Here is an 18,497-nt window from a genome sequence, read left to right on the forward strand (position 1 = left end):
CCGCTTTCTGGAGACGAACATGACCCTGCTCAAATTCAGCGATGTGTCCCTCGCATTCGGCGCGATGCCGCTGCTGGACAAAGTGTCCTGGCAGATCGCCCGTGGCGAGCGGGTGTGCATCATCGGCCGCAACGGCACCGGCAAGTCGAGCATGCTGCGCCTGGTCAAGGGCGAGCAGAAGGGCGACGACGGTGAAATCTGGCGCGCCCCTGGCCTGAAGATCGGCGAGCTGCCGCAAGAACTGCCAGTGGCTGACGAGCGGACTGTGTTCGACGTGGTGGCCGCTGGCCTGGACGGCGTTGGTGAACTGCTTGCCCAATTCCACCACCTCAGCCAGAACATCCAGGGCGATGATGACCTGGAAAAACTCATGCATGTTCAGCACGAGCTCGAAGCCCGTGACGGCTGGCGCCTGCAGCAGGTGGTGGAAAGCACCCTGAGCCGCCTGCAGCTGCCTGCCGACAAAACACTGGCCGAGCTGTCCGGTGGCTGGCGTCGACGCGTGCTGCTGGCGCAGGCGCTGGTGTCCGAACCTGACCTGCTGCTGCTCGACGAGCCGACCAACCACCTGGACATCGGCGCCATCGCCTGGCTCGAAGAGGCCCTGCGTGGTTTCAACGGGGCGGTGCTGTTCATTACTCACGACCGTTCATTCCTGCAGAACCTGGCAACCCGCATCCTCGAACTGGACCGTGGTGGGCTGATCGACTGGAACGGTGACTACGCCAGCTTCCTGGTGCACAAGGAAGCTGCGCTGGCCGCCGAAGAGACCGCCAACGCACTGTTTGACAAGCGTCTTGCCCAGGAAGAGGTGTGGATCCGCCAGGGCATCAAGGCCCGCCGTACCCGCAACGAAGGCCGGGTGCGCGCACTCAAGGCCTTGCGTGTCGAGCGCAGCGAGCGGCGTGAGCGTCCGGGCAAGGCGAACATCCAGATCGAGGCCGCAGAGAAATCCGGCAAGCAGGTGATGGTGCTGGAGAATGTCAGCTTCCACCACGCTGGGGGGCCAATGCTGGTCAAGGACTTCTCCATGGTCCTGCAGCGTCAGGACCGCATTGGCCTGTTGGGCGCCAACGGTACCGGCAAGACCACGCTGCTCAAGCTGATGCTCGGTGGCCTGGAGCCTACCTCGGGCAAGGTGGAGCGCGGCACCAAACTGGAAGTCGCCTACTTCGATCAGATGCGCCACCAGCTCGACCTGGAAAAAACCGTGATCGATAACCTGGCCGAGGGCCGCGATTTCATTGAAATCGACGGCCAGAACCGGCATGTGCTCAGCTACCTGGGCGATTTCCTGTTCAGCCCCCAGCGTGCTCGCACACCGGTCAAGGCGTTGTCGGGCGGTGAGCGGGCGCGTCTGCTGCTGGCCAAACTGTTCAGCAAGCCGGCCAACCTGCTGGTACTGGACGAACCGACCAACGACCTGGACGTGGAAACCCTCGAGCTTCTTGAAGAGGTGCTGTGCAATTACAAGGGCACCGTGCTGATGGTCAGCCACGACCGGGCCTTCCTCGACAACGTCGTCACCAGCACGCTGGTGTTCGAAGGCGAGGGCAAGGTGCGTGAATATGTGGGTGGTTACGAGGACTGGATCCGCCAGGGCGGTTCGCCGAAGCTGTTGGGCGTGACCGAGAGCAAGGGTGGCAAGTCCGAGCTCAACAGTGCTGTGGTCCAGAAGCAGGACGAGCAGGTGGCGCCGGCGCCTGCCCCGGTGGCCGCGGATGCTTCGAAGAAGAAGCTCAGCTACAAGCTGCAGCGGGAACTGGAGATGCTGCCTGGGCAAATTGATGCGATCGAGCAGCGAATGGCAGTGGCTCAGGAAGAAGTGAACGCCCCAGGCTTCTATCAGCGGCCGATCGAGGAAACCTCAGCGGTGCTGGCCAAGCTGGAGCAGATGCAGGGCGAACTGGATGCCTTGGTAGAGCGCTGGGCCGAGCTGGAAGGTTAAGCCAGTCCCGGCCTCATCGCCGGCAAGCCGGCATCCACAGGGTAGCCACTGTTCTTGCGAACGGTGGAGATCCCGTGGGAGCCGGCTTGCCGGCGATGAGGCCAGCCAGGCTGGATCATTCCTTCTTCTGCAACCGCACCGCCAGTACATCGCACGGCGCTCCATGCAGTACGTCATTGGCCGTTGAGCCCAGCAGCAACGCCAGGCCATGGCGGCCGTGGCTGCCCACCACGATCAGGTCGCAGTTCTGTTCCTTGGCGAGCTGGTGGATCTCTTGGCGCGGTTGGCCATAGGTCAGGTGAGAATCACCGCGATTGATCTCGGGGTACTTGTTGAACAGGCGGTCCATACGCTCCTTGGCCTGATCGAACTGTTGCTGCTGCAACTGCGACAGGTCCATTGGCACGTCACCGCCAAAGGCCATGGCCATGGGTTCGACGATATGTACCAGCGAGACCTTGGCGCCTGTGGGCTCGGCGAGCTTCATGGCACGTTTGATCACCGGGTCGCACTCTTCGGTGAGGTCGACGGCGACCAGAAGATGTTCGTAGGGCATGAGCTGTACTCCTGACAATCGCGATACTAGAAGTATGGTCGCTTCGGGCGGGTCTTGCGTGAAACTGAGTAACCCGCTCATTTGCAACGCTTTATGGGATCTACAGATATGACGGTATTGCTGGTGGTGTCAATCCTTGCGCTGATTCTCAGCCCGTTCGCCTGGCTGCGTCAGTCGCGCAAGCAAGGTGAGCAGATGAGCCTGCGCCTGGAGGCGCGGCGCATGGGGCTGGCCATGCAACTGGCGCCGCAGCAGTGGCCGCACTGGCTGGAAAAAGAGCCGCCCAGCCCTTGCCCGCAGTACCATCGGGCGCGCAGGCGTGGGCATGAAGACAGCTGGTGCTACTGGCAAGTCAGCCCGGGTGTGTGGTGCAACCAGTGGCGTGAAGTGTGTGAGGTCGCGCGCCTGAATGAGGTTTTCTCGCGGCTGCCGGGCACCGTCTACAAGGTCGAGGCCGACAAGCGCATGCTCGCGCTTTATTGGAGCGAGCGAGGTGACAAATCTGTGTTGCAGGATATTGCCTACGCGTTTGAAACCCTCGCCTGACATCCCTTGAACGACAAAGCGGCAACCTGGCACCCGCCCGCAAGGGGTGAATGCCAGGTTGCCGCTTTGTCGTTTCTGCTGCGCAGAAAAGGCCAGGCAGGCCGGGAATTTCTTCAAGCAGGTGGCAGTGTAGCCATCCTGGAGCGCTGCGTAGCGAAAAAATGCAATGGCCTCCTTTTTGTGGTCAATCGCTGACATGAATGATCAGTGATCACTGTCACCATGATTAACACCCATACCCTACAAAATGACCGGAAAGTCGCATTTTCACGGTGTCTGTAAGCATTTGACAACGCCGACCTTTTCGGAGAATGTGTGCATACCCAAATCAAACGGGCGTATGAATTGAGCGTTTGTATGTCACATCGCTCATCCAGAATCCCGACTAGCGCGCTGACGGGTGTGCCTGGGCAGAAGCAGCGAAGCGCTGCTTTTCCACCAGCGATCGGCGTGTACAGTTCAGCTTCCATATCGTGGAGATCAGTTGATGATTTACGAAGGTAAAGCCATCACGGTTAAGGCTCTTGAAAGCGGCATCGTCGAACTGAAGTTCGACCTCAAGGGTGAGTCCGTCAACAAGTTCAATCGCCTGACCCTGGACGAGCTGCGCCAAGCCGTCGAAGCCATAAAGGCCGACGCCTCGGTGAAGGGCGTGATCGTCAGCAGCGGCAAGGACGTGTTCATCGTCGGCGCCGACATCACCGAGTTCGTCGACAACTTCAAGCTGCCCGAGGCCGAACTGGTTGCCGGCAATCTGGAAGCCAACCGCATCTTCAACGCGTTCGAAGACCTCGAAGTGCCGACCGTTGCCGCCATCAACGGCATCGCCCTGGGCGGTGGCCTGGAAATGTGCCTGGCGGCCGACTATCGGGTCATGTCCACCTCCGCGAAGATCGGCCTGCCGGAAGTCAAGCTGGGCATCTACCCAGGCTTCGGCGGTACCGTGCGCCTGCCGCGCCTGATCGGTTCGGACAACGCCATCGAGTGGATTGCCGCCGGCAAGGAAAACCGTGCTGAAGACGCCCTGAAGGTCGGTGCCGTCGATGCTGTGGTTGCCCCTGAACTGCTGCAGGCGGGTGCCCTGGACCTGGTCAAGCGCGCAATCAGTGGCGAGTTGGATTACAAGGCCAAGCGCCAGCCCAAGCTGGAAAAGCTCAAGCTCAATGCCATCGAGCAGATGATGGCCTTCGAGACTGCCAAGGGCTTCGTGGCTGGCCAGGCCGGCCCGAACTACCCGGCGCCTGTCGAAGCCATCAAGTCGATCCAGAAGGCTGCCAACTTCGGTCGCGACAAGGCGCTGGAGGTCGAGGCAGCAGGCTTTGCCAAGCTGGCCAAGACTTCGGTTGCCCAAAGCCTGGTCGGCCTGTTCCTGAACGATCAGGAGCTCAAGCGCAAAGCCAAGGCCCACGACGAAATCGCTCACGATGTCAAACAGGCTGCCGTGCTCGGCGCTGGCATCATGGGTGGCGGCATTGCTTACCAGTCGGCGGTCAAGGGTACCCCGATCCTGATGAAGGACATCCGCGAGGAAGCCATCCAGCTGGGCCTCAACGAGGCGTCCAAGCTGCTCGGCAACCGCGTCGAAAAAGGCCGCCTGACCCCGGCGAAAATGGCCGAGGCACTCAACGCCATTCGCCCGACACTATCCTACGGTGATTTCGCCAACGTCGACATCGTCGTCGAGGCCGTGGTCGAGAACCCCAAGGTCAAGCAGGCAGTGCTCGCTGAAGTGGAAGGCCAGGTGAAAGAGGATGCGATCCTTGCGTCCAACACCTCGACCATCTCCATCAACCTGCTGGCCAAGGCGCTCAAGCGCCCCGAGAACTTCGTCGGCATGCACTTCTTCAACCCGGTGCACATGATGCCGCTGGTCGAAGTCATCCGTGGCGAAAAGTCCAGTGAAGTGGCGGTTGCGACCACCGTGGCCTACGCCAAGAAGATGGGCAAGAACCCGATCGTGGTCAACGATTGCCCGGGCTTTTTGGTCAACCGCGTGCTGTTCCCGTACTTCGGCGGCTTTGCCAAGCTGGTCAGCGCCGGTGTCGACTTCGTGCGCATCGACAAGGTCATGGAGAAGTTCGGCTGGCCGATGGGCCCGGCCTACCTGATGGACGTGGTCGGCATCGACACCGGCCACCACGGCCGCGATGTGATGGCCGAAGGCTTCCCGGACCGCATGAAGGACGAGCGCCGCTCGGCTGTCGACGCCCTGTATGAGGCCAATCGTCTGGGCCAGAAGAACGGCAAGGGTTTCTACGCCTACGAAACCGACAAGCGTGGCAAGCCGAAGAAGGTGTTCGACGCCACCGTGCTCGATGTGCTCAAGCCGATCGTCTTCGAGCAGCGTGAAGTCACTGACGAAGACATCATCAACTGGATGATGGTCCCGCTGTGCCTGGAGACCGTGCGCTGCCTGGAAGACGGCATCGTCGAAACCGCTGCCGAAGCGGACATGGGCCTGGTATACGGCATTGGTTTCCCTCCGTTCCGTGGTGGTGCGCTGCGTTACATCGATTCGATCGGTGTGGCCGAATTCGTTGCCCTGGCCGACCAGTACGCCGATCTGGGGCCGCTGTACCACCCGACCGCGAAGCTGCGCGAAATGGCCAAGAATGGCCAGCGCTTCTTCAGCTGAGCAGCCAACGCCTTTGAGAGAGTAGAGCGAGATTATTGATATGAGCCTCAATCCAAGAGACGTGGTGATTGTCGACTTCGGTCGCACCCCGATGGGCCGCTCCAAGGGTGGCATGCATCGCAACACCCGTGCTGAAGACATGTCTGCGCACCTGATCAGCAAGCTGCTGGAGCGCAACGGCAAGGTCGACCCGAAAGAAGTCGAGGACGTGATCTGGGGTTGCGTCAACCAGACCCTGGAACAGGGCTGGAACATCGCCCGCATGGCGTCGTTGATGACCCAGATCCCGCACACCTCGGCCGCCCAGACCGTCAGCCGCCTGTGCGGCTCGTCGATGAGCGCGCTGCACACCGCCGCCCAGGCGATCATGACCGGCAACGGCGACGTGTTCGTGGTCGGTGGTGTCGAGCACATGGGGCACGTCAGCATGATGCATGGCGTGGACCCCAACCCGCACCTGTCCTTGCACGCTGCCAAGGCTTCCGGGATGATGGGCCTGACTGCCGAGATGCTCGGCAAGATGCACGGCATCACCCGTGAACAGCAGGACCTGTTCGGCCTGCGCTCGCACCAGCTCGCCCACAAAGCGACTGTGGAAGGCAAGTTCAAGGACGAGATCATCCCGATGCAGGGCTATGACGAGAACGGTTTCCTGAAAGTCTTCGACTTCGACGAGACCATTCGCCCGGAAACCACCCTTGAAGGCCTGGCATCGCTCAAGCCTGCGTTCAACCCCAAAGGTGGTACGGTCACAGCCGGTACTTCGTCGCAGATCACCGATGGCGCTTCGTGCATGATCGTCATGTCCGGCCAGCGCGCGATGGACCTCGGTATCCAGCCATTGGCGGTGATCCGCTCCATGGCGGTCGCTGGCGTTGACCCGGCGATCATGGGCTACGGCCCTGTGCCGTCGACCCAGAAAGCCCTCAAGCGCGCAGGGCTGACCATGGCTGATATCGACTTCATCGAGCTCAATGAAGCCTTTGCTGCACAGGCCCTGCCCGTGCTCAAAGATTTGAAAGTGCTCGACAAGATGGATGAGAAGGTTAACCTGCACGGCGGCGCAATTGCCTTGGGTCACCCGTTCGGTTGCTCCGGGGCACGCATTTCCGGCACCCTGCTCAACGTCATGAAGCAAAATGGCGGTACGTTGGGCGTGGCCACCATGTGCGTCGGCCTCGGTCAGGGCATCACCACTGTCTTCGAACGCGTCTGATCGCGTAGCGGGACAGCAGCCGGGGCCTTGTGCCCCGGCTTTTGTTTTTTACAGAATTTGTTTCAAGAGGGAAGGCGACATGCAGATACAACCAGGCGTATACCGGCATTACAAAGGGCCTGAGTACCGTGTCTTCAGTGTCGCACGGCACTCCGAAAGCGAAGAGTGGATGGTTTTCTACCAATGCCTGTATGGTGACTACAGCTTCTGGGTACGACCACTTTCGATGTTCCAGGAGTCAGTCGAGGTTGACGGCGAGCAGGTGCCACGCTTTGCTTTGGTCAAGGCCGAAGAAGGGTTGCCTGAGCTGCTTGGCAAGGCGCGCGAGTGAACGACCGCGCTTGACCTCACTCTATTGCCACTATATATAGCGGTGCCGCGTCCGGCACCTGACGCGTTCTTCATCTTCAGATTCAGGAATACTCCGATCCATGGGCAAATCGCTGGTCATTGTGGAATCCCCGGCCAAGGCCAAGACCATCAACAAGTACCTGGGCAACCAGTACGTGGTGAAGTCGAGTATCGGCCACATCCGTGACCTCCCCACCAGCGGTTCGGCCAGCGCCAGCAAAGAGCCGGCCGCCAAGCGTGGTAAGGCTGCGGGTGAGGCTCCGGCCCTGTCGCCCAAAGAAAAGGCCCGTCGCCAGCTGGTGGCGCGCATGGGCGTCGACCCCGAGCACGGCTGGAAGGCCAAGTACGAGATCCTGCCTGGCAAGGAAAAGGTGATCGACGAGTTGCGCCGGCTGGCCAAGGATGCTGACACCATCTATCTCGCAACCGACTTGGACCGCGAAGGGGAGGCCATCGCCTGGCACCTGCGCGAGGCCATCGGTGGAGACGACACCCGCTACAAGCGTGTGGTGTTCAACGAAATCACCAAAAAGGCCATCCAGGATGCGTTCTCGCAGCCCGGCGAGCTCGATATCGATCGTGTCAATGCCCAGCAGGCGCGCCGCTTCCTGGACCGCGTGGTGGGCTACATGGTCTCGCCGCTGCTGTGGGCCAAGATCGCCCGTGGCCTCTCGGCCGGGCGTGTCCAGTCGGTGGCTGTGAAGCTGGTGGTCGAGCGTGAGCGCGAGATCCGCGCCTTCATTCCGGAAGAGTACTGGGAAGTGCACGCCGACCTTGGCACCGCCAAGCAAGCCAAGGTGCGTTTCGAGGTGACCCGCGAGAAGGGCGAGGCATTCAAGCCGCTGAACGAAGCCCAGGCCATGGCTGCGCTGAGCAAGCTCAAGGCGTCCAGCTACAGCGTGGTCAAGCGTGAAGACCGCCCGACCAGCAGCAAGCCGTCGGCACCGTTCATCACCTCCACCCTGCAACAGGCTGCGAGCAACCGCCTGGGCTTCGGTGTGAAGAAGACCATGATGATGGCTCAGCGGCTTTACGAAGCAGGCTACATCACCTACATGCGTACCGACTCGACCAACCTGTCGGTCGACGCGCTGGACATGGCGCGCAGTTACATCGAGCGCGAGTTCGGCAAGCAGTACCTGCCCGAGGCACCGCTGGTGTACGGCAGCAAGGAAGGCGCTCAGGAGGCCCACGAAGCGATTCGTCCTTCCGACGTCAACACGCACCCAACCAAGCTCAGCGGCATGGAACGTGACGCCGAGCGCCTCTACGAACTGATCTGGCGCCAATTCCTCGCCTGCCAGATGCCGCCTGCCCAGTACCTGTCCACCAGCGTGACCGTGGCTGCCGGTGATTTCGAGCTGCGTGCCAAAGGTCGCATCCTCAAGTTCGACGGTTACACCCGTGTGTTGCCGCAGCAGAGCAAGCCAGGCGAAGATGACGTGTTGCCGGAAATGGTCCAGGGTGAGGCGCTCAAGCTGATCCAGATCGACCCCAGCCAGCACTTCACCAAGCCACCTGCGCGCTTCACCGAAGCCAGCCTGGTCAAGGAAATGGAAAAGCGCGGCATCGGTCGCCCTTCGACGTATGCGGCGATCATTTCCACCATCCAGGACCGCGGCTACGTCACGCTGCACAACCGCCGCTTCTACTCCGAGAAAATGGGCGACATCGTTACCGAGCGCCTGTCGGAAAGCTTCGCCAACCTGATGGACTACGGCTTCACCGCGGACATGGAGGAGAACCTCGATGACGTGGCCCAGGGCGAGCGCGACTGGAAAAACGTGCTGGACGAGTTCTACGGCGACTTCAGCAAGAAGCTGCTGACGGCCGAGTCCGCCGAGCACGGCATGCGTGCCAACCAGCCGACCATGACCAACATTCCGTGCAAGGAATGTGGGCGTCCGATGATGATCCGCACTGCCTCCACCGGCGTGTTCCTGGGTTGCTCGGGTTACAGCCTGCCGCCCAAAGAGCGCTGCAAGGCCACCGTCAACCTGGTGCCGGGCGATGAAATCGCTGCGGATGACGAAGGTGAGTCGGAGTCGCGCGTGCTGTTGGGCAAGCACCGCTGCCCGATCTGCTCCACGGCCATGGATGCTTACCTGCTCGACGAGAAGCACAAGCTGCATATCTGCGGTAACAACCCTGATTGCGTCGGCTACGAGATCGAAGAGGGCAGTTACCGCATCAAGGGTTACGAAGGGCCGAGCCTGGAGTGTGACAAGTGCGGCAGCGAGATGCAGCTCAAGACCGGCCGCTTCGGCAAGTTCTTCGGTTGCACCAACCCGGCGTGCAAGAACACCCGCAAGCTGCTCAAGAGCGGCGAGGCGGCTCCACCCAAGATGGACAAGGTGGACATGCCAGAGCTCAAGTGCGAGAAGGTCGACGACACCTATGTGCTGCGTGATGGTGCTTCTGGGTTGTTCCTGGCAGCCAGCCAGTTCCCCAAGAACCGCGAGACCCGTGCACCGCTGGTCATGGAGATCGTGCCGCACAAGCACGAGATTGACCCCAAGTACCACTTCCTGTGCGATGCGCCGCAGAAGGATCCGGAAGGTCGCCCGGCAGTGATCCGCTACAGCCGCAAGACCAAGGAGCAATACGTGCAGTCCGAGGTCGATGGCAAGCCTACCGGCTGGAAGGCGTTCTACGACGGCAATGCCTGGAAGGTCGAAGACAAGCGCTGATTGTTTCAGCGACGAGATTGGGGCCGCTTAGCGGCCCCATTTCATGGGTGACAAGTACATCTCGATCCCTGAAACTGCAGGTATTCGCCTTGCAGCCTTAGGGAGGTCACTCGAGATGGCCCAGGAACTCTACACCCGCACCAACCAGAAGCTTTTCTTCGCCGGCCTCGCCCTCGAGTCCATGGCCAAGGCTGCCGACAGCCAGGCCATGAATGCACAAGGCCTTGTGCAGGCCGAGCGTGAGGCTGCTCTATTCCACCTGTATGGTGCGTTATTGGGCTTGTGTCACGAGATTGGTGGCTTCTACCGCCTGCCAGCGGCGTCCAGCGTCGAGCAACTGCTCGCCGATGATGCCCTGAATGACATTGCCATCCCCGAAGTGGCTGAGTTGCTGGAGCTGTCCAGGCAGCGGGAGACCTGGCTGGCGCAACTGCTCACTGCTTATGCCGATTTGTTCCGACCACCGGTCGCGAAGAAAACCGCAAAAACCGATGTCACCCAGCCACTCATTCTGGCCGTCAATCTCGACGAACCCGAGCAGGCTGCGCTGTCGCGTGACGATCTGGAAAGCTGGCGCAACAACCTGAAAGGCTTGGTGAGACGATTCCGTGACGCGTTGAGTGAGTGCTGATCTTCGCCCTGGCTGGTACAATGCTCGCCTTTCGCGGAGAACAGCCCTTTATGTCTACGTCTTTTCTGGAAATTGTCGAGTTGCCTGATGGCCGAATCGAACTGCGTCGTGCCGAGGACGAAGGCTCCCTGGTAACCCTGGATTTCTCGGAAGACGCCAAGGTATTCCTGCAGGGGCAACACGTTGAAGTTGCCAAGGCCATGCTGAGTGTGGGCGTGCAGATGGCGGGGCGCCTCATGGATGGCGAACTCGACCGTGACGAAGGGCCGCGCGTACTTCACTGATACCCCGGTTGTTTCGGGTTACAGGCAAAGCCTGAACATCAGCCGAGGCGGATGTTCAGGCTTTGTGCGTTTCCGGCACTGGCTGCACGCACCAGCTGCTGCCGCGCAGTGGCATTGACGCTGCCAAGCCAGCTGACCACGGTATGGCTGCGGCCAAGGCGCAGGGCGTCACAGGCCAATTGCAGTGGGCTCTGGTTGCCACGCGGTTGCAGCAGCAGAATGCGCTCGCGGTTGAGCCCGGCATCACGCAACCAGGCCTGGGTCAGGCTGCCCGGTGGTGCAATAAGCGTCAGCCAGCGGGCCTCCTGCTCTTCGCTCAGTTCGCGCAGCACCGGTGCCAGCAAGGTGTGGCAATGGTCGGGGGCGCCACGCAGGGACAGTTCACTGAACAGGCCCGGTTCGCTGTTCTTGCGCGCCTGTTCGCTGGCCTTCAGGCCTGGCAGGACCGGTTGGGCGAGGAAGGCTTCGAACAGTGGAAGCTGTACCTGTTGTTGTGCTTGGACGAACTGTTGCATGACGCCTCCTGGTTCAGCGGCGAATAACGCCGACACTCAAGCCTTCGATCACCATTTCCTGCTCTTTCAGGTCGACTTCGATAGGGGCGAAATCGGGGTTTTCGGCGATCAGCCAGACCTTGCTGCCTTCGCGTTTGAAACGCTTGACGGTCACTTCATCGCCGATGCGGGCGACGACGATCTGCCCGTTACGGGCCTCACGGCAGGTGTGCACAGCCAGCAGGTCGCCGTCGAAGATGCCGACGTCCTTCATGCTCATGCCGTGTACGCGCAGCAGGTAGTCGGCGCGCGGGTGGAAGAAGGATGGATTGATGTTGCAAGATTGTTCGATGTGCTGCTCGGCAAGGATAGGTGCACCGGCTGCGACCCGGCCGATGATCGGTAGGCCGTTTTCTTCGGCCTTGGCCTCAAAGCCGGGGATGCGGATGCCGCGGGATGCGCCTGGGGTCATCTCGATCGCGCCTTTGCGCGCGAGGGCCTTGAGGTGCTCCTCGGCGGCATTGGGCGACTTGAAGCCCAGCTCCTGAGCGATCTCTGCGCGCGTCGGCGGAAAGCCGTTGTCTTCGAGGCAACGTTTGATGAAGGCCAGGATTTCGGCTTGGCGGGGCGTCAGTTTCAACATGGCGGGCGCTCTGTCTTTTTATACAGTGACTGGGATTATATACAGTACTGGATACGCTGCAAGCGCAATGCGATAAGAAAAAGCCGTGCGCCATCCCTCTTAGCGCTTGCAGCTAGCAGCCCGGCGCTTTCTAATGGCGACCGCACAGTCACCGAGCCTTGACATCAGCAGGCCTGAAACGTATGTTTCAAACACCTGTTTGTCTGTCTGGCGGAGTAGTCATGGCCCAATCGGAAACCGTTGAACGCATTCTCGATGCTGCCGAGCAGCTGTTCGCGGAAAGGGGGTTCGCGGAAACCTCGTTGCGGCTGATTACCAGCAAGGCCGGGGTCAACCTGGCGGCGGTCAATTACCATTTCGGTTCCAAGAAGGCGCTGATCCAGGCGGTCTTCTCCCGTTTCCTCGGGCCTTTCTGCGCCAGCCTCGAACGTGAACTCGAGCGTCGTCAAGGCAAGCCTGAGCAAAAGCCCAGCCTTGAGGAACTGCTGGAAATGCTCGTGGAGCAGGCGCTGGTGGTGCAGCCGCGCAGCAACAACGACCTGTCGATCTTCATGCGCCTGCTGGGCCTTGCGTTCAGCCAGAGCCAGGGGCACCTGCGGCGCTACCTGGAAGACATGTATGGCAAGGTGTTCCGCCGCTACATGTTGCTGGTCAATGAAGCCGCGCCGCGCATTCCGCCGCTCGAGCTGTTCTGGCGGGTGCACTTCATGCTCGGTGCTGCGGCGTTCAGCATGTCCGGCATCAAGGCATTGCGCGCTATTGCCGAAACCGACTTTGGTATCAACACCTCCATAGAGCAGGTCATGCGCCTGATGGTACCGTTCCTGGCCGCGGGCATGCGCGCCGACAGCGGTGTCACCGACGAGGCGATGGCCACCGCGCAGCTGCGCCCGCGCAGCAAAACCGGCAGCACCACCGCCAAGGCCTGAAGGCTGGGCGGGGCAGGGCGCTTGGGCTAAGCTAGCGCCCATGCCTGACCTCGATCTGCTGCACATCTCCCTCGCTGACCAGTGCCTCTATGGCTTTGCCAAGGGGCAGTTGTGCCTGCGCCTGGCAGTGTCGACCGCACGCAATGGGGCCGGTGAGGGTAATGGCTCGGGCTGCACGCCGCGTGGCCTGCACCAGGTGCGCGCGAAGATCGGCGCGGGCTTGCCGCTCAATGCCGTGCTGCGCGGGCGGCGCTGGACCGGTGAGGTCTGGTCGCCGGCGTTGCACGCACAGTACCCCGGGCGTGACTGGGTCCTTACCCGCATTCTCTGGCTCAGCGGTTGCGAGGCCGGCGTCAATCGTCTGGGCGCGGTGGACACGTTCCGCCGCTCTATCTATCTGCATGGCACGCCCGACACGGAACCCTTGGGCATACCGCTGTCCCATTGCTGCATTCGGCTGCGCAACACCGATCTGCTTGGCCTGTTCGAACGCGTACCGGTGCATTGCCCGGTGCGTATCGATGAGGCCGCATGCCCCCAGTGGGCTTCTTTAAGTCTGTAATGAAGGATTGCCTATGACCGTCAGCCTGCAAGGCTCCCTGATGGTGGATATCGCCGGTAAATGGCTGACCGCCGAAGACCGCCAACTCCTGCGCCAGCCGGAAGTGGCTGGCCTGATCATCTTTGCCCGCAACATCGACAGCCCGCGCCAGGTGCGTGAGCTGTGCGCGTCCATCCGCGCCATTCGCCCCGATCTGATTCTGGCCGTCGACCAGGAGGGCGGCCGTGTGCAGCGTTTGCGTCAGGGCTTCGTGCGCCTGCCAGCCATGCGCGCGATCGCCGATAACGCCAACGCCGAATACCTCGCCGAGCAGTGCGGTTGGTTGATGGCCACTGAAGTGCTGGCGGTTGGCCTGGACCTGAGCTTCGCTCCCGTGCTCGACCTGGACCACCAGCGCAGCGCCGTGGTCGGAAGCCGCGCGTTCGAGGGCGACCCGCAACGTGCCACGCAGTTGGCTGGCGCCTTCATCCGTGGGATGAATGCAGCGGGTATGGCTGCCTGTGGCAAGCATTTCCCGGGGCATGGCTGGGCGGAGGCGGACTCCCACGTGGCCATTCCTACGGACGAGCGCAGCCTTGAGCAACTGCGCCAGGCCGATCTGGTGCCGTTCAGCCGCCTCAGCGGGCAGCTGGCAGCAGTGATGCCGGCGCATGTCATCTATCCGCAGGTAGACAACCAGCCGGCCGGGTTCTCGCGTCGTTGGTTGCAGGAGGTTCTGCGCGGCGAACTGGGCTTTGACGGGGTGATCTTCAGTGACGACCTGTCGATGGCGGGTGCGCATGTGGTCGGCGATGCGGCTAACCGGATCGAGGCGGCGCTGAGTGCCGGTTGTGACATGGGCCTGGTGTGCAACGACCGGGCGGCGGCAGAGCTGGCGTTGAGCGCGGCGCAGCGGCTCAAGGTCAAGCCGTCGCCGCGCATTGCACGGATGCGCGGGCAGGGCTTCGCGCGCACCGACTACCGCCAGCAGCCGCGTTGGCTGGAGGCGTTGGGGGCGTTGCGCGAGGCGCAATTGGTCGATTGACTGTGCCGGCCCCACAGGTATCCCGCTGTTGCTCAAGGCAGTGAAGGTCCTGTGGGGCTTGTCCGCGCAGCCGCCAGGGCTGGCCGCTAGCGTCCGCGCTTTGCAGGCAGCGGGGCAAACAGCGCCTCGATTTCTTCATCCCCCAGGCGCCACTGCCCAGCCTCTGCACCATCGAGCAAGCTTGTCGCCAGGGCTGCTTTTTCCTGCTGCAGGTGCTGTATCTTCTCTTCAACCGTGCCGCGCGTGATCAGCTTGAACACGAACACCGGCTTGTCCTGGCCGATGCGGTAGGCGCGGTCGGTCGCCTGGTTCTCGCTGGCCGGGTTCCACCACGGGTCGAAGTGAATCACGGTGTCGGCAGCGGTCAGATTCAGCCCCACGCCGCCGGCCTTGAGGCTGATCAGGAACACTTCGCTGTCGCCCTGCTGGAACTGCTGCACCGGTGTGCGCCGGTCACGGGTGTCGCCGGTGAGCAGGCTGTAGCGGATCTTGCGCTTGTTCAGCTCTTGTTCGATCAATGCCAGCATCGAGGTGAACTGAGAGAACAGCAGCACCCGGCGGCCTTCGCTGAGCAGTTCTTCGAGCATGTCCAGCAGCGCGCCGAGCTTGCCCTTGTCAGCCTGATTGCCCTTGGTCTCGACCCCTTTGACCAGGCGCAAATCGCAACACACCTGGCGTAGCTTGAGCAGGGCATCGAGGATCACGATCTGGCTGCGTGCCGCGCCATTGCGGGCGATTTCGTCGCGCACTTTCTTGTCCATCGCCACGCGCACGGCCTCGTAGGTATCACGCTGGGCGTCGCTGAGTTCGACCCAATGGACCATTTCGGTCTTGGGAGGCAATTCGGTCGCTACCTGCTCCTTGGTGCGGCGCAGCAGGAACGGGCGGATGCGGGTGACCAGATGCGCCAGCCGTTCGGTATCGCCGTGGCGTTCGATAGGCGTTCGGTAATCCTGATTGAAGCGCTTGAGCTCGCCCAGCCAGCCGGGCATGAGGAAGTGGAAGATCGACCACAGCTCGCCCAGGTTGTTTTCCATTGGCGTGCCGGTCAGGCACACACGTTGGTTGGCCTGCAGCTCGCAGACGGCCTGTGCGGCCTTGCTGGTGCTGCTCTTGATGTTCTGCGCCTCGTCCAGCACCAGCACGCTCCACTGCTGCGCGCGCAGGTGCTCCAGGTCGCGCGGCACCAGGGCGTAGGTGGTCAGTACCAGGTCGTATTCGTGCAGCTTGGCGAAATGTTTGCTGCGCCCGGGGCCGTGCAAGGCCAGGACGCGCAGGCCGGGCGCGAAGCGCTGGGCTTCGTCGAGCCAATTGGGGACCAGGCTGGTCGGCATCACTGCCAGGGCAGGGTCGGCGAGACGCCCGTTCTGCTTTTCCAGCAGCAGGTGGGCGAGGGCCTGCAAGGTCTTGCCCAGGCCCATGTCGTCGCCAAGGATGCCGCCGGTGCCCATTTCGCGCAGGGCCTGCAACCAGTTCAGGCCCTGTTGCTGATAGGGGCGCAAGGTGGCGTTGAGCGCTGCGGGCGGCGTGATCTGCAGGTCGCGGGCATCGCGCAGGCGCCGGCCCAGGTCGCGCACATGGGCGCCACCTTCCCAGTGCAGGGGCAAGTGGTCGATGTCGTTCAGGCGTGCCGCGTCGGCGCGGTCCAGGCGCAGGGTGGTGCCGACGTTGTCCTCGTGCAGATACAGTTCACCGAGGGTGCCCATGACCGACTTGATTCGCCCGTAGGGCAGGGCGACGCGCAGCGCTGGGGCGTCCAGCCGGCCGCGATTGAGGTCGATCAGCAGGTGCTCGTCGTCGCTGCGTCGGGCCAGCTCGCTGGGCCGTAGCAGCTCGGGGTTGCTGCGCAGCAGCTGCAGCACGATTGGCAGCAGGCTGTGGCGCTCGCCTTCGACGACGATGCCCAGCTCCAGGTCGAACCATTCGTGGCCGGGCGCTTCGTCGATGCTGGCGTACCAGTCATCCACTTCATGCAGGTTGAAGGCGAAGTCGCGGTGGATATCGACCTCCCAGCCCGCCTCGCGCAGGCGCGGCAGGCCGTCGCGGGCGAAGCGCAGCCAGGCTTCGTCGTCGGGCAACTGCAGCATTTCGCCCGCGCTGTCGGGCAGCGCTTTGCTCTGCCGGGTGGCGGGCTTGAAGCCCAGCTCGCGCAGCACCTTGCGCAGCGCCTGCTCGGCCGCGGGCTGGCGGCGGATGCGCTGGCTGGTGGCATCCACCAGTCGGGTCAATGGCTTGTCGTCGCTGCCACTGGCGCGCAGCCCATCGTAGTCGAACGCGAGGGCGGCGCGGTGTTGCATCTGGCGCTGCATGCGCCCGGTCTTGGGCATGTAGGCGCTGAATTCAAGGCTGCCCAGGGTCAGCCGGCCCTTGGGCTGAATGTTGTCGATCTGTTCGGTGGTCACGGCGGTGGGGGTGGGGACCTGCCGGTTCAAGGCGTTCAATCGATGACTCAAAGGTACTACCAGGTGTTCAGGTACGGTCGGTGCGCGTGCGAGCTGGCTGGCGATGAAAGGGTCCAGGTCATGCTGCAGTTCGCCGGCCTGATGCGAATGGGGGTCGATGTAGTGCAATGGCTCGATGGGCAGTACCTGCAGCGGCAGCTGCTGGTCATGGTGCCAGGCGCCCCTGTAGCTGCCGTTGTCCAATCTGACCCAGCGGAACTCGGCACGCCGTTGTGGCCCGGCATGCAACGGCGTGGGGTCGTCTTCAAACAACAGGCGCCCGGTGGCCAAGGCGTAGCTGAAAAGCTCCGCACCTTGCTTGCCTTCCAGTTGCGCCACGGGCGTGATCGTTTTGCTGCGGGCATCGATCAGGCGTAACAGCCGGGCGTCGTCCTGGGTGACGTAACGTGGGGTGTAGTAGATCATCTCTGGCATCGAGGTGATGCGGCCGACTTTCAGCGTACCGTCGGTTTGCGGCGTGCCCTTTATTGGCTCGAGCTGAAAATGTTCGCGGTCCCTGTGAATGCGGTAGTAGATCGCCGGGCCTTTGCGTGCAGGCTCGCTGGCGGCTGCAGCCTGGGAAGGCGATTCGAGCCCTTGCACCCACAGGTTCAGGTCGGGCGGCAGCGACAGCGCAGCGTGTTCTGCGCTGGCGGCTCCGTCGAGCGCTCTGCCTTCGAGCTCCAGTTGCAGCAACGCGGCGACGCAGTGCTTGCAATCTGACCCTACCGGGCAGGAGCAGCCCCCGAAGACGCGCAGCTCACCGCGACTCAACGCCAGCTTGATGTCCTGATGGTAAACCTGGCCTGCCGAGCCTTTGCACATTGCCTCGATGCTATGGCCCTTCACCGAAAGGATGCGCGTGCGTTCCTGCGCTGCATATTTACGGCCTCGAGACAATGCGCCAGCGTCGAAGCAATCGACCCAGTCCGGGTAGTCTCTGAGCAGTTGCCGTGCGTCGCCATCACTCACATCACTGCTCCATCAGCTCCGGGTCCATCACCGGCATCTTCCGAGTGCCTGGCGGGGTGATCTTCAGCAGCACCGCCAGGTGGCCGCCATCGAGGAAGGTCAGCTGGCCACCCTTGATGGTGCTGTTGCTCTGTTTGAACTGCTCGCTCTTGAGCACATTGCCATTGCTGTCGAGCTGGTTGACCCAGAAGTTGGCCTCCACGGCGATGAAGCGCCCTTCGGTGATGCTCAGGTTGCCTTCGATCGGGAAATGGCCGAACTGCTCCTGGCCATCAGCCAGGGCGATGCGGCTTGGCGCGTTGCCGACCTGCTGCTGCCAGGCCTTGTGCAGCAGCACGGTGTAGTCGGCCGTGGCTTGCAGGCGGGTGGCTTCATCTTCCAGCGCCAGTGGGCGTTCGGCGCTCTTTTCCAGGGGCTGGGCGCCGGCGCTCCAGTCCTCGGGCGCGTACGGGCTGGTGAAGGCCGGCACGCTGTTCTGCCGCACAAGCATCATTTCCACCTGATAAAGGCCTTCAGCGAAGGCAGCCGGCGCGAACAGCGCAAGCAACAAGGTCAGGCAACGGATGGCACGCATG

General features: G+C 62.3%; 16 protein-coding genes. 11 read left to right on the forward strand and 5 right to left on the reverse strand.

The annotated features are described in order from the left end of the window. The first annotated feature begins 19 nt into the window (after positions 1 to 19). Positions 20 to 1,948: an ATP-binding cassette domain-containing protein gene (locus OSW16_RS08525; protein WP_267822270.1), complete on the forward strand. Its 1,929-nt coding sequence runs from the start codon at positions 20 to 22 to the stop codon at positions 1,946 to 1,948. 115 nt (positions 1,949 to 2,063) lie between these two features. Here OSW16_RS08525 and OSW16_RS08530 read toward each other — a convergent pair whose 3' ends face one another. Continuing rightward, the gene (locus tag OSW16_RS08530) at positions 2,064 to 2,504 is read right to left on the reverse strand and encodes a universal stress protein (protein WP_267822272.1); all 441 of its coding nucleotides are present in this window, start codon (positions 2,502 to 2,504) and stop codon (positions 2,064 to 2,066) included. A gap of 108 nt (positions 2,505 to 2,612) precedes the next feature. Here OSW16_RS08530 and OSW16_RS08535 point away from each other — a divergent pair, with 108 nt between their 5' ends. The 7 genes from OSW16_RS08535 (at position 2,613) to OSW16_RS08565 (ending at position 10,857) form a co-directional block, all read left to right on the forward strand. Next, complete coding sequence (locus tag OSW16_RS08535) at positions 2,613 to 3,050, forward strand: hypothetical protein (RefSeq protein WP_267822274.1); 438 nt, start codon at positions 2,613 to 2,615, stop codon at positions 3,048 to 3,050. A gap of 487 nt (positions 3,051 to 3,537) precedes the next feature. Then, the gene (gene fadB / locus OSW16_RS08540; protein ID WP_267822276.1) at positions 3,538 to 5,685 is read left to right on the forward strand and encodes a fatty acid oxidation complex subunit alpha FadB; all 2,148 of its coding nucleotides are present in this window, start codon (positions 3,538 to 3,540) and stop codon (positions 5,683 to 5,685) included. Positions 5,686 to 5,725: 40 nt separating this feature from the next. After that, positions 5,726 to 6,901 carry an acetyl-CoA C-acyltransferase FadA gene (fadA, locus tag OSW16_RS08545; RefSeq protein WP_003248768.1) on the forward strand — a complete coding sequence of 392 codons (1,176 nt, stop codon included), beginning with the start codon at positions 5,726 to 5,728 and terminating at the stop codon, positions 6,899 to 6,901. A 79-nt stretch (positions 6,902 to 6,980) separates the two neighbouring features. Further along, positions 6,981 to 7,232, forward strand: coding sequence for a DUF1653 domain-containing protein (locus OSW16_RS08550; RefSeq protein WP_241803164.1), 252 nt, complete (start codon positions 6,981 to 6,983; stop codon positions 7,230 to 7,232). 100 nt (positions 7,233 to 7,332) lie between these two features. Further along, positions 7,333 to 9,942, forward strand: coding sequence for a type I DNA topoisomerase (topA, locus tag OSW16_RS08555; RefSeq protein WP_241803165.1), 2,610 nt, complete (start codon positions 7,333 to 7,335; stop codon positions 9,940 to 9,942). Positions 9,943 to 10,057: 115 nt separating this feature from the next. Beyond that, positions 10,058 to 10,573: a DUF6586 family protein gene (locus OSW16_RS08560; RefSeq protein WP_267822279.1), complete on the forward strand. Its 516-nt coding sequence runs from the start codon at positions 10,058 to 10,060 to the stop codon at positions 10,571 to 10,573. Between the two features lie 50 nt (positions 10,574 to 10,623). Continuing rightward, complete coding sequence (locus tag OSW16_RS08565) at positions 10,624 to 10,857, forward strand: hypothetical protein (protein WP_267822281.1); 234 nt, start codon at positions 10,624 to 10,626, stop codon at positions 10,855 to 10,857. A 38-nt stretch (positions 10,858 to 10,895) separates the two neighbouring features. On the opposite strand, the gene sulA is transcribed toward OSW16_RS08565, so the two are convergent. Beyond that, positions 10,896 to 11,372, reverse strand: a complete 477-nt coding sequence (sulA, locus tag OSW16_RS08570) for an SOS-induced cell division inhibitor SulA (RefSeq protein ID WP_267822284.1) — start codon at positions 11,370 to 11,372, stop codon at positions 10,896 to 10,898. A 13-nt stretch (positions 11,373 to 11,385) separates the two neighbouring features. Continuing rightward, the gene (gene lexA / locus OSW16_RS08575) at positions 11,386 to 11,994 is read right to left on the reverse strand and encodes a transcriptional repressor LexA (protein WP_012313564.1); all 609 of its coding nucleotides are present in this window, start codon (positions 11,992 to 11,994) and stop codon (positions 11,386 to 11,388) included. Positions 11,995 to 12,215: 221 nt separating this feature from the next. On the opposite strand from lexA, the gene OSW16_RS08580 reads away from it, so the two are divergent. From OSW16_RS08580 to nagZ, 3 genes are read left to right on the forward strand one after another with little or no spacing between them, the layout of a single operon-like run. Beyond that, the gene (locus OSW16_RS08580) at positions 12,216 to 12,923 is read left to right on the forward strand and encodes a TetR/AcrR family transcriptional regulator (RefSeq protein WP_039601793.1); all 708 of its coding nucleotides are present in this window, start codon (positions 12,216 to 12,218) and stop codon (positions 12,921 to 12,923) included. A 40-nt stretch (positions 12,924 to 12,963) separates the two neighbouring features. Further along, a complete protein-coding gene (locus OSW16_RS08585; RefSeq protein ID WP_267822287.1) occupies positions 12,964 to 13,485 on the forward strand; it encodes a L,D-transpeptidase in 522 nt (173 codons plus the stop codon). 25 nt (positions 13,486 to 13,510) lie between these two features. Beyond that, a complete protein-coding gene (nagZ, locus tag OSW16_RS08590; protein WP_267823918.1) occupies positions 13,511 to 14,509 on the forward strand; it encodes a beta-N-acetylhexosaminidase in 999 nt (332 codons plus the stop codon). An 86-nt stretch (positions 14,510 to 14,595) separates the two neighbouring features. Here nagZ and OSW16_RS08595 read toward each other — a convergent pair whose 3' ends face one another. Together OSW16_RS08595 and OSW16_RS08600 are read right to left on the reverse strand one after the other, a co-directional pair. After that, positions 14,596 to 17,922, reverse strand: a complete 3,327-nt coding sequence (locus OSW16_RS08595) for a DEAD/DEAH box helicase (protein WP_267822289.1) — start codon at positions 17,920 to 17,922, stop codon at positions 14,596 to 14,598. Position 17,923: 1 nt separating this feature from the next. Continuing rightward, complete coding sequence (locus OSW16_RS08600; RefSeq protein WP_241803171.1) at positions 17,924 to 18,496, reverse strand: CsiV family protein; 573 nt, start codon at positions 18,494 to 18,496, stop codon at positions 17,924 to 17,926. Position 18,497 lies beyond the last annotated feature (1 nt).

Origin of the sequence: Pseudomonas putida, from assembly GCF_026625125.1 — a bacterium.
GTDB classification, from domain to species: domain Bacteria; phylum Pseudomonadota; class Gammaproteobacteria; order Pseudomonadales; family Pseudomonadaceae; genus Aquipseudomonas; species Aquipseudomonas putida_X.

What these genes read in the sequence shown, in the direction of transcription:
- OSW16_RS08525 (WP_267822270.1), top strand. Translation starts at nt 20, where the DNA reads ATGACCCTGCTCAAATTCAGCGATGTGTCCCTCGCATTCGGCGCGATG.
- OSW16_RS08530 (WP_267822272.1), bottom strand. Translation starts at nt 2,504, where the DNA reads ATGCCCTACGAACATCTTCTGGTCGCCGTCGACCTCACCGAAGAGTGC.
- OSW16_RS08535 (WP_267822274.1), top strand. Translation starts at nt 2,613, where the DNA reads ATGACGGTATTGCTGGTGGTGTCAATCCTTGCGCTGATTCTCAGCCCG.
- fadB (WP_267822276.1), top strand. Translation starts at nt 3,538, where the DNA reads ATGATTTACGAAGGTAAAGCCATCACGGTTAAGGCTCTTGAAAGCGGC.
- fadA (WP_003248768.1), top strand. Translation starts at nt 5,726, where the DNA reads ATGAGCCTCAATCCAAGAGACGTGGTGATTGTCGACTTCGGTCGCACC.
- OSW16_RS08550 (WP_241803164.1), top strand. Translation starts at nt 6,981, where the DNA reads ATGCAGATACAACCAGGCGTATACCGGCATTACAAAGGGCCTGAGTAC.
- topA (WP_241803165.1), top strand. Translation starts at nt 7,333, where the DNA reads ATGGGCAAATCGCTGGTCATTGTGGAATCCCCGGCCAAGGCCAAGACC.
- OSW16_RS08560 (WP_267822279.1), top strand. Translation starts at nt 10,058, where the DNA reads ATGGCCCAGGAACTCTACACCCGCACCAACCAGAAGCTTTTCTTCGCC.
- OSW16_RS08565 (WP_267822281.1), top strand. Translation starts at nt 10,624, where the DNA reads ATGTCTACGTCTTTTCTGGAAATTGTCGAGTTGCCTGATGGCCGAATC.
- sulA (WP_267822284.1), bottom strand. Translation starts at nt 11,372, where the DNA reads ATGCAACAGTTCGTCCAAGCACAACAACAGGTACAGCTTCCACTGTTC.
- lexA (WP_012313564.1), bottom strand. Translation starts at nt 11,994, where the DNA reads ATGTTGAAACTGACGCCCCGCCAAGCCGAAATCCTGGCCTTCATCAAA.
- OSW16_RS08580 (WP_039601793.1), top strand. Translation starts at nt 12,216, where the DNA reads ATGGCCCAATCGGAAACCGTTGAACGCATTCTCGATGCTGCCGAGCAG.
- OSW16_RS08585 (WP_267822287.1), top strand. Translation starts at nt 12,964, where the DNA reads ATGCCTGACCTCGATCTGCTGCACATCTCCCTCGCTGACCAGTGCCTC.
- OSW16_RS08600 (WP_241803171.1), bottom strand. Translation starts at nt 18,496, where the DNA reads ATGCGTGCCATCCGTTGCCTGACCTTGTTGCTTGCGCTGTTCGCGCCG.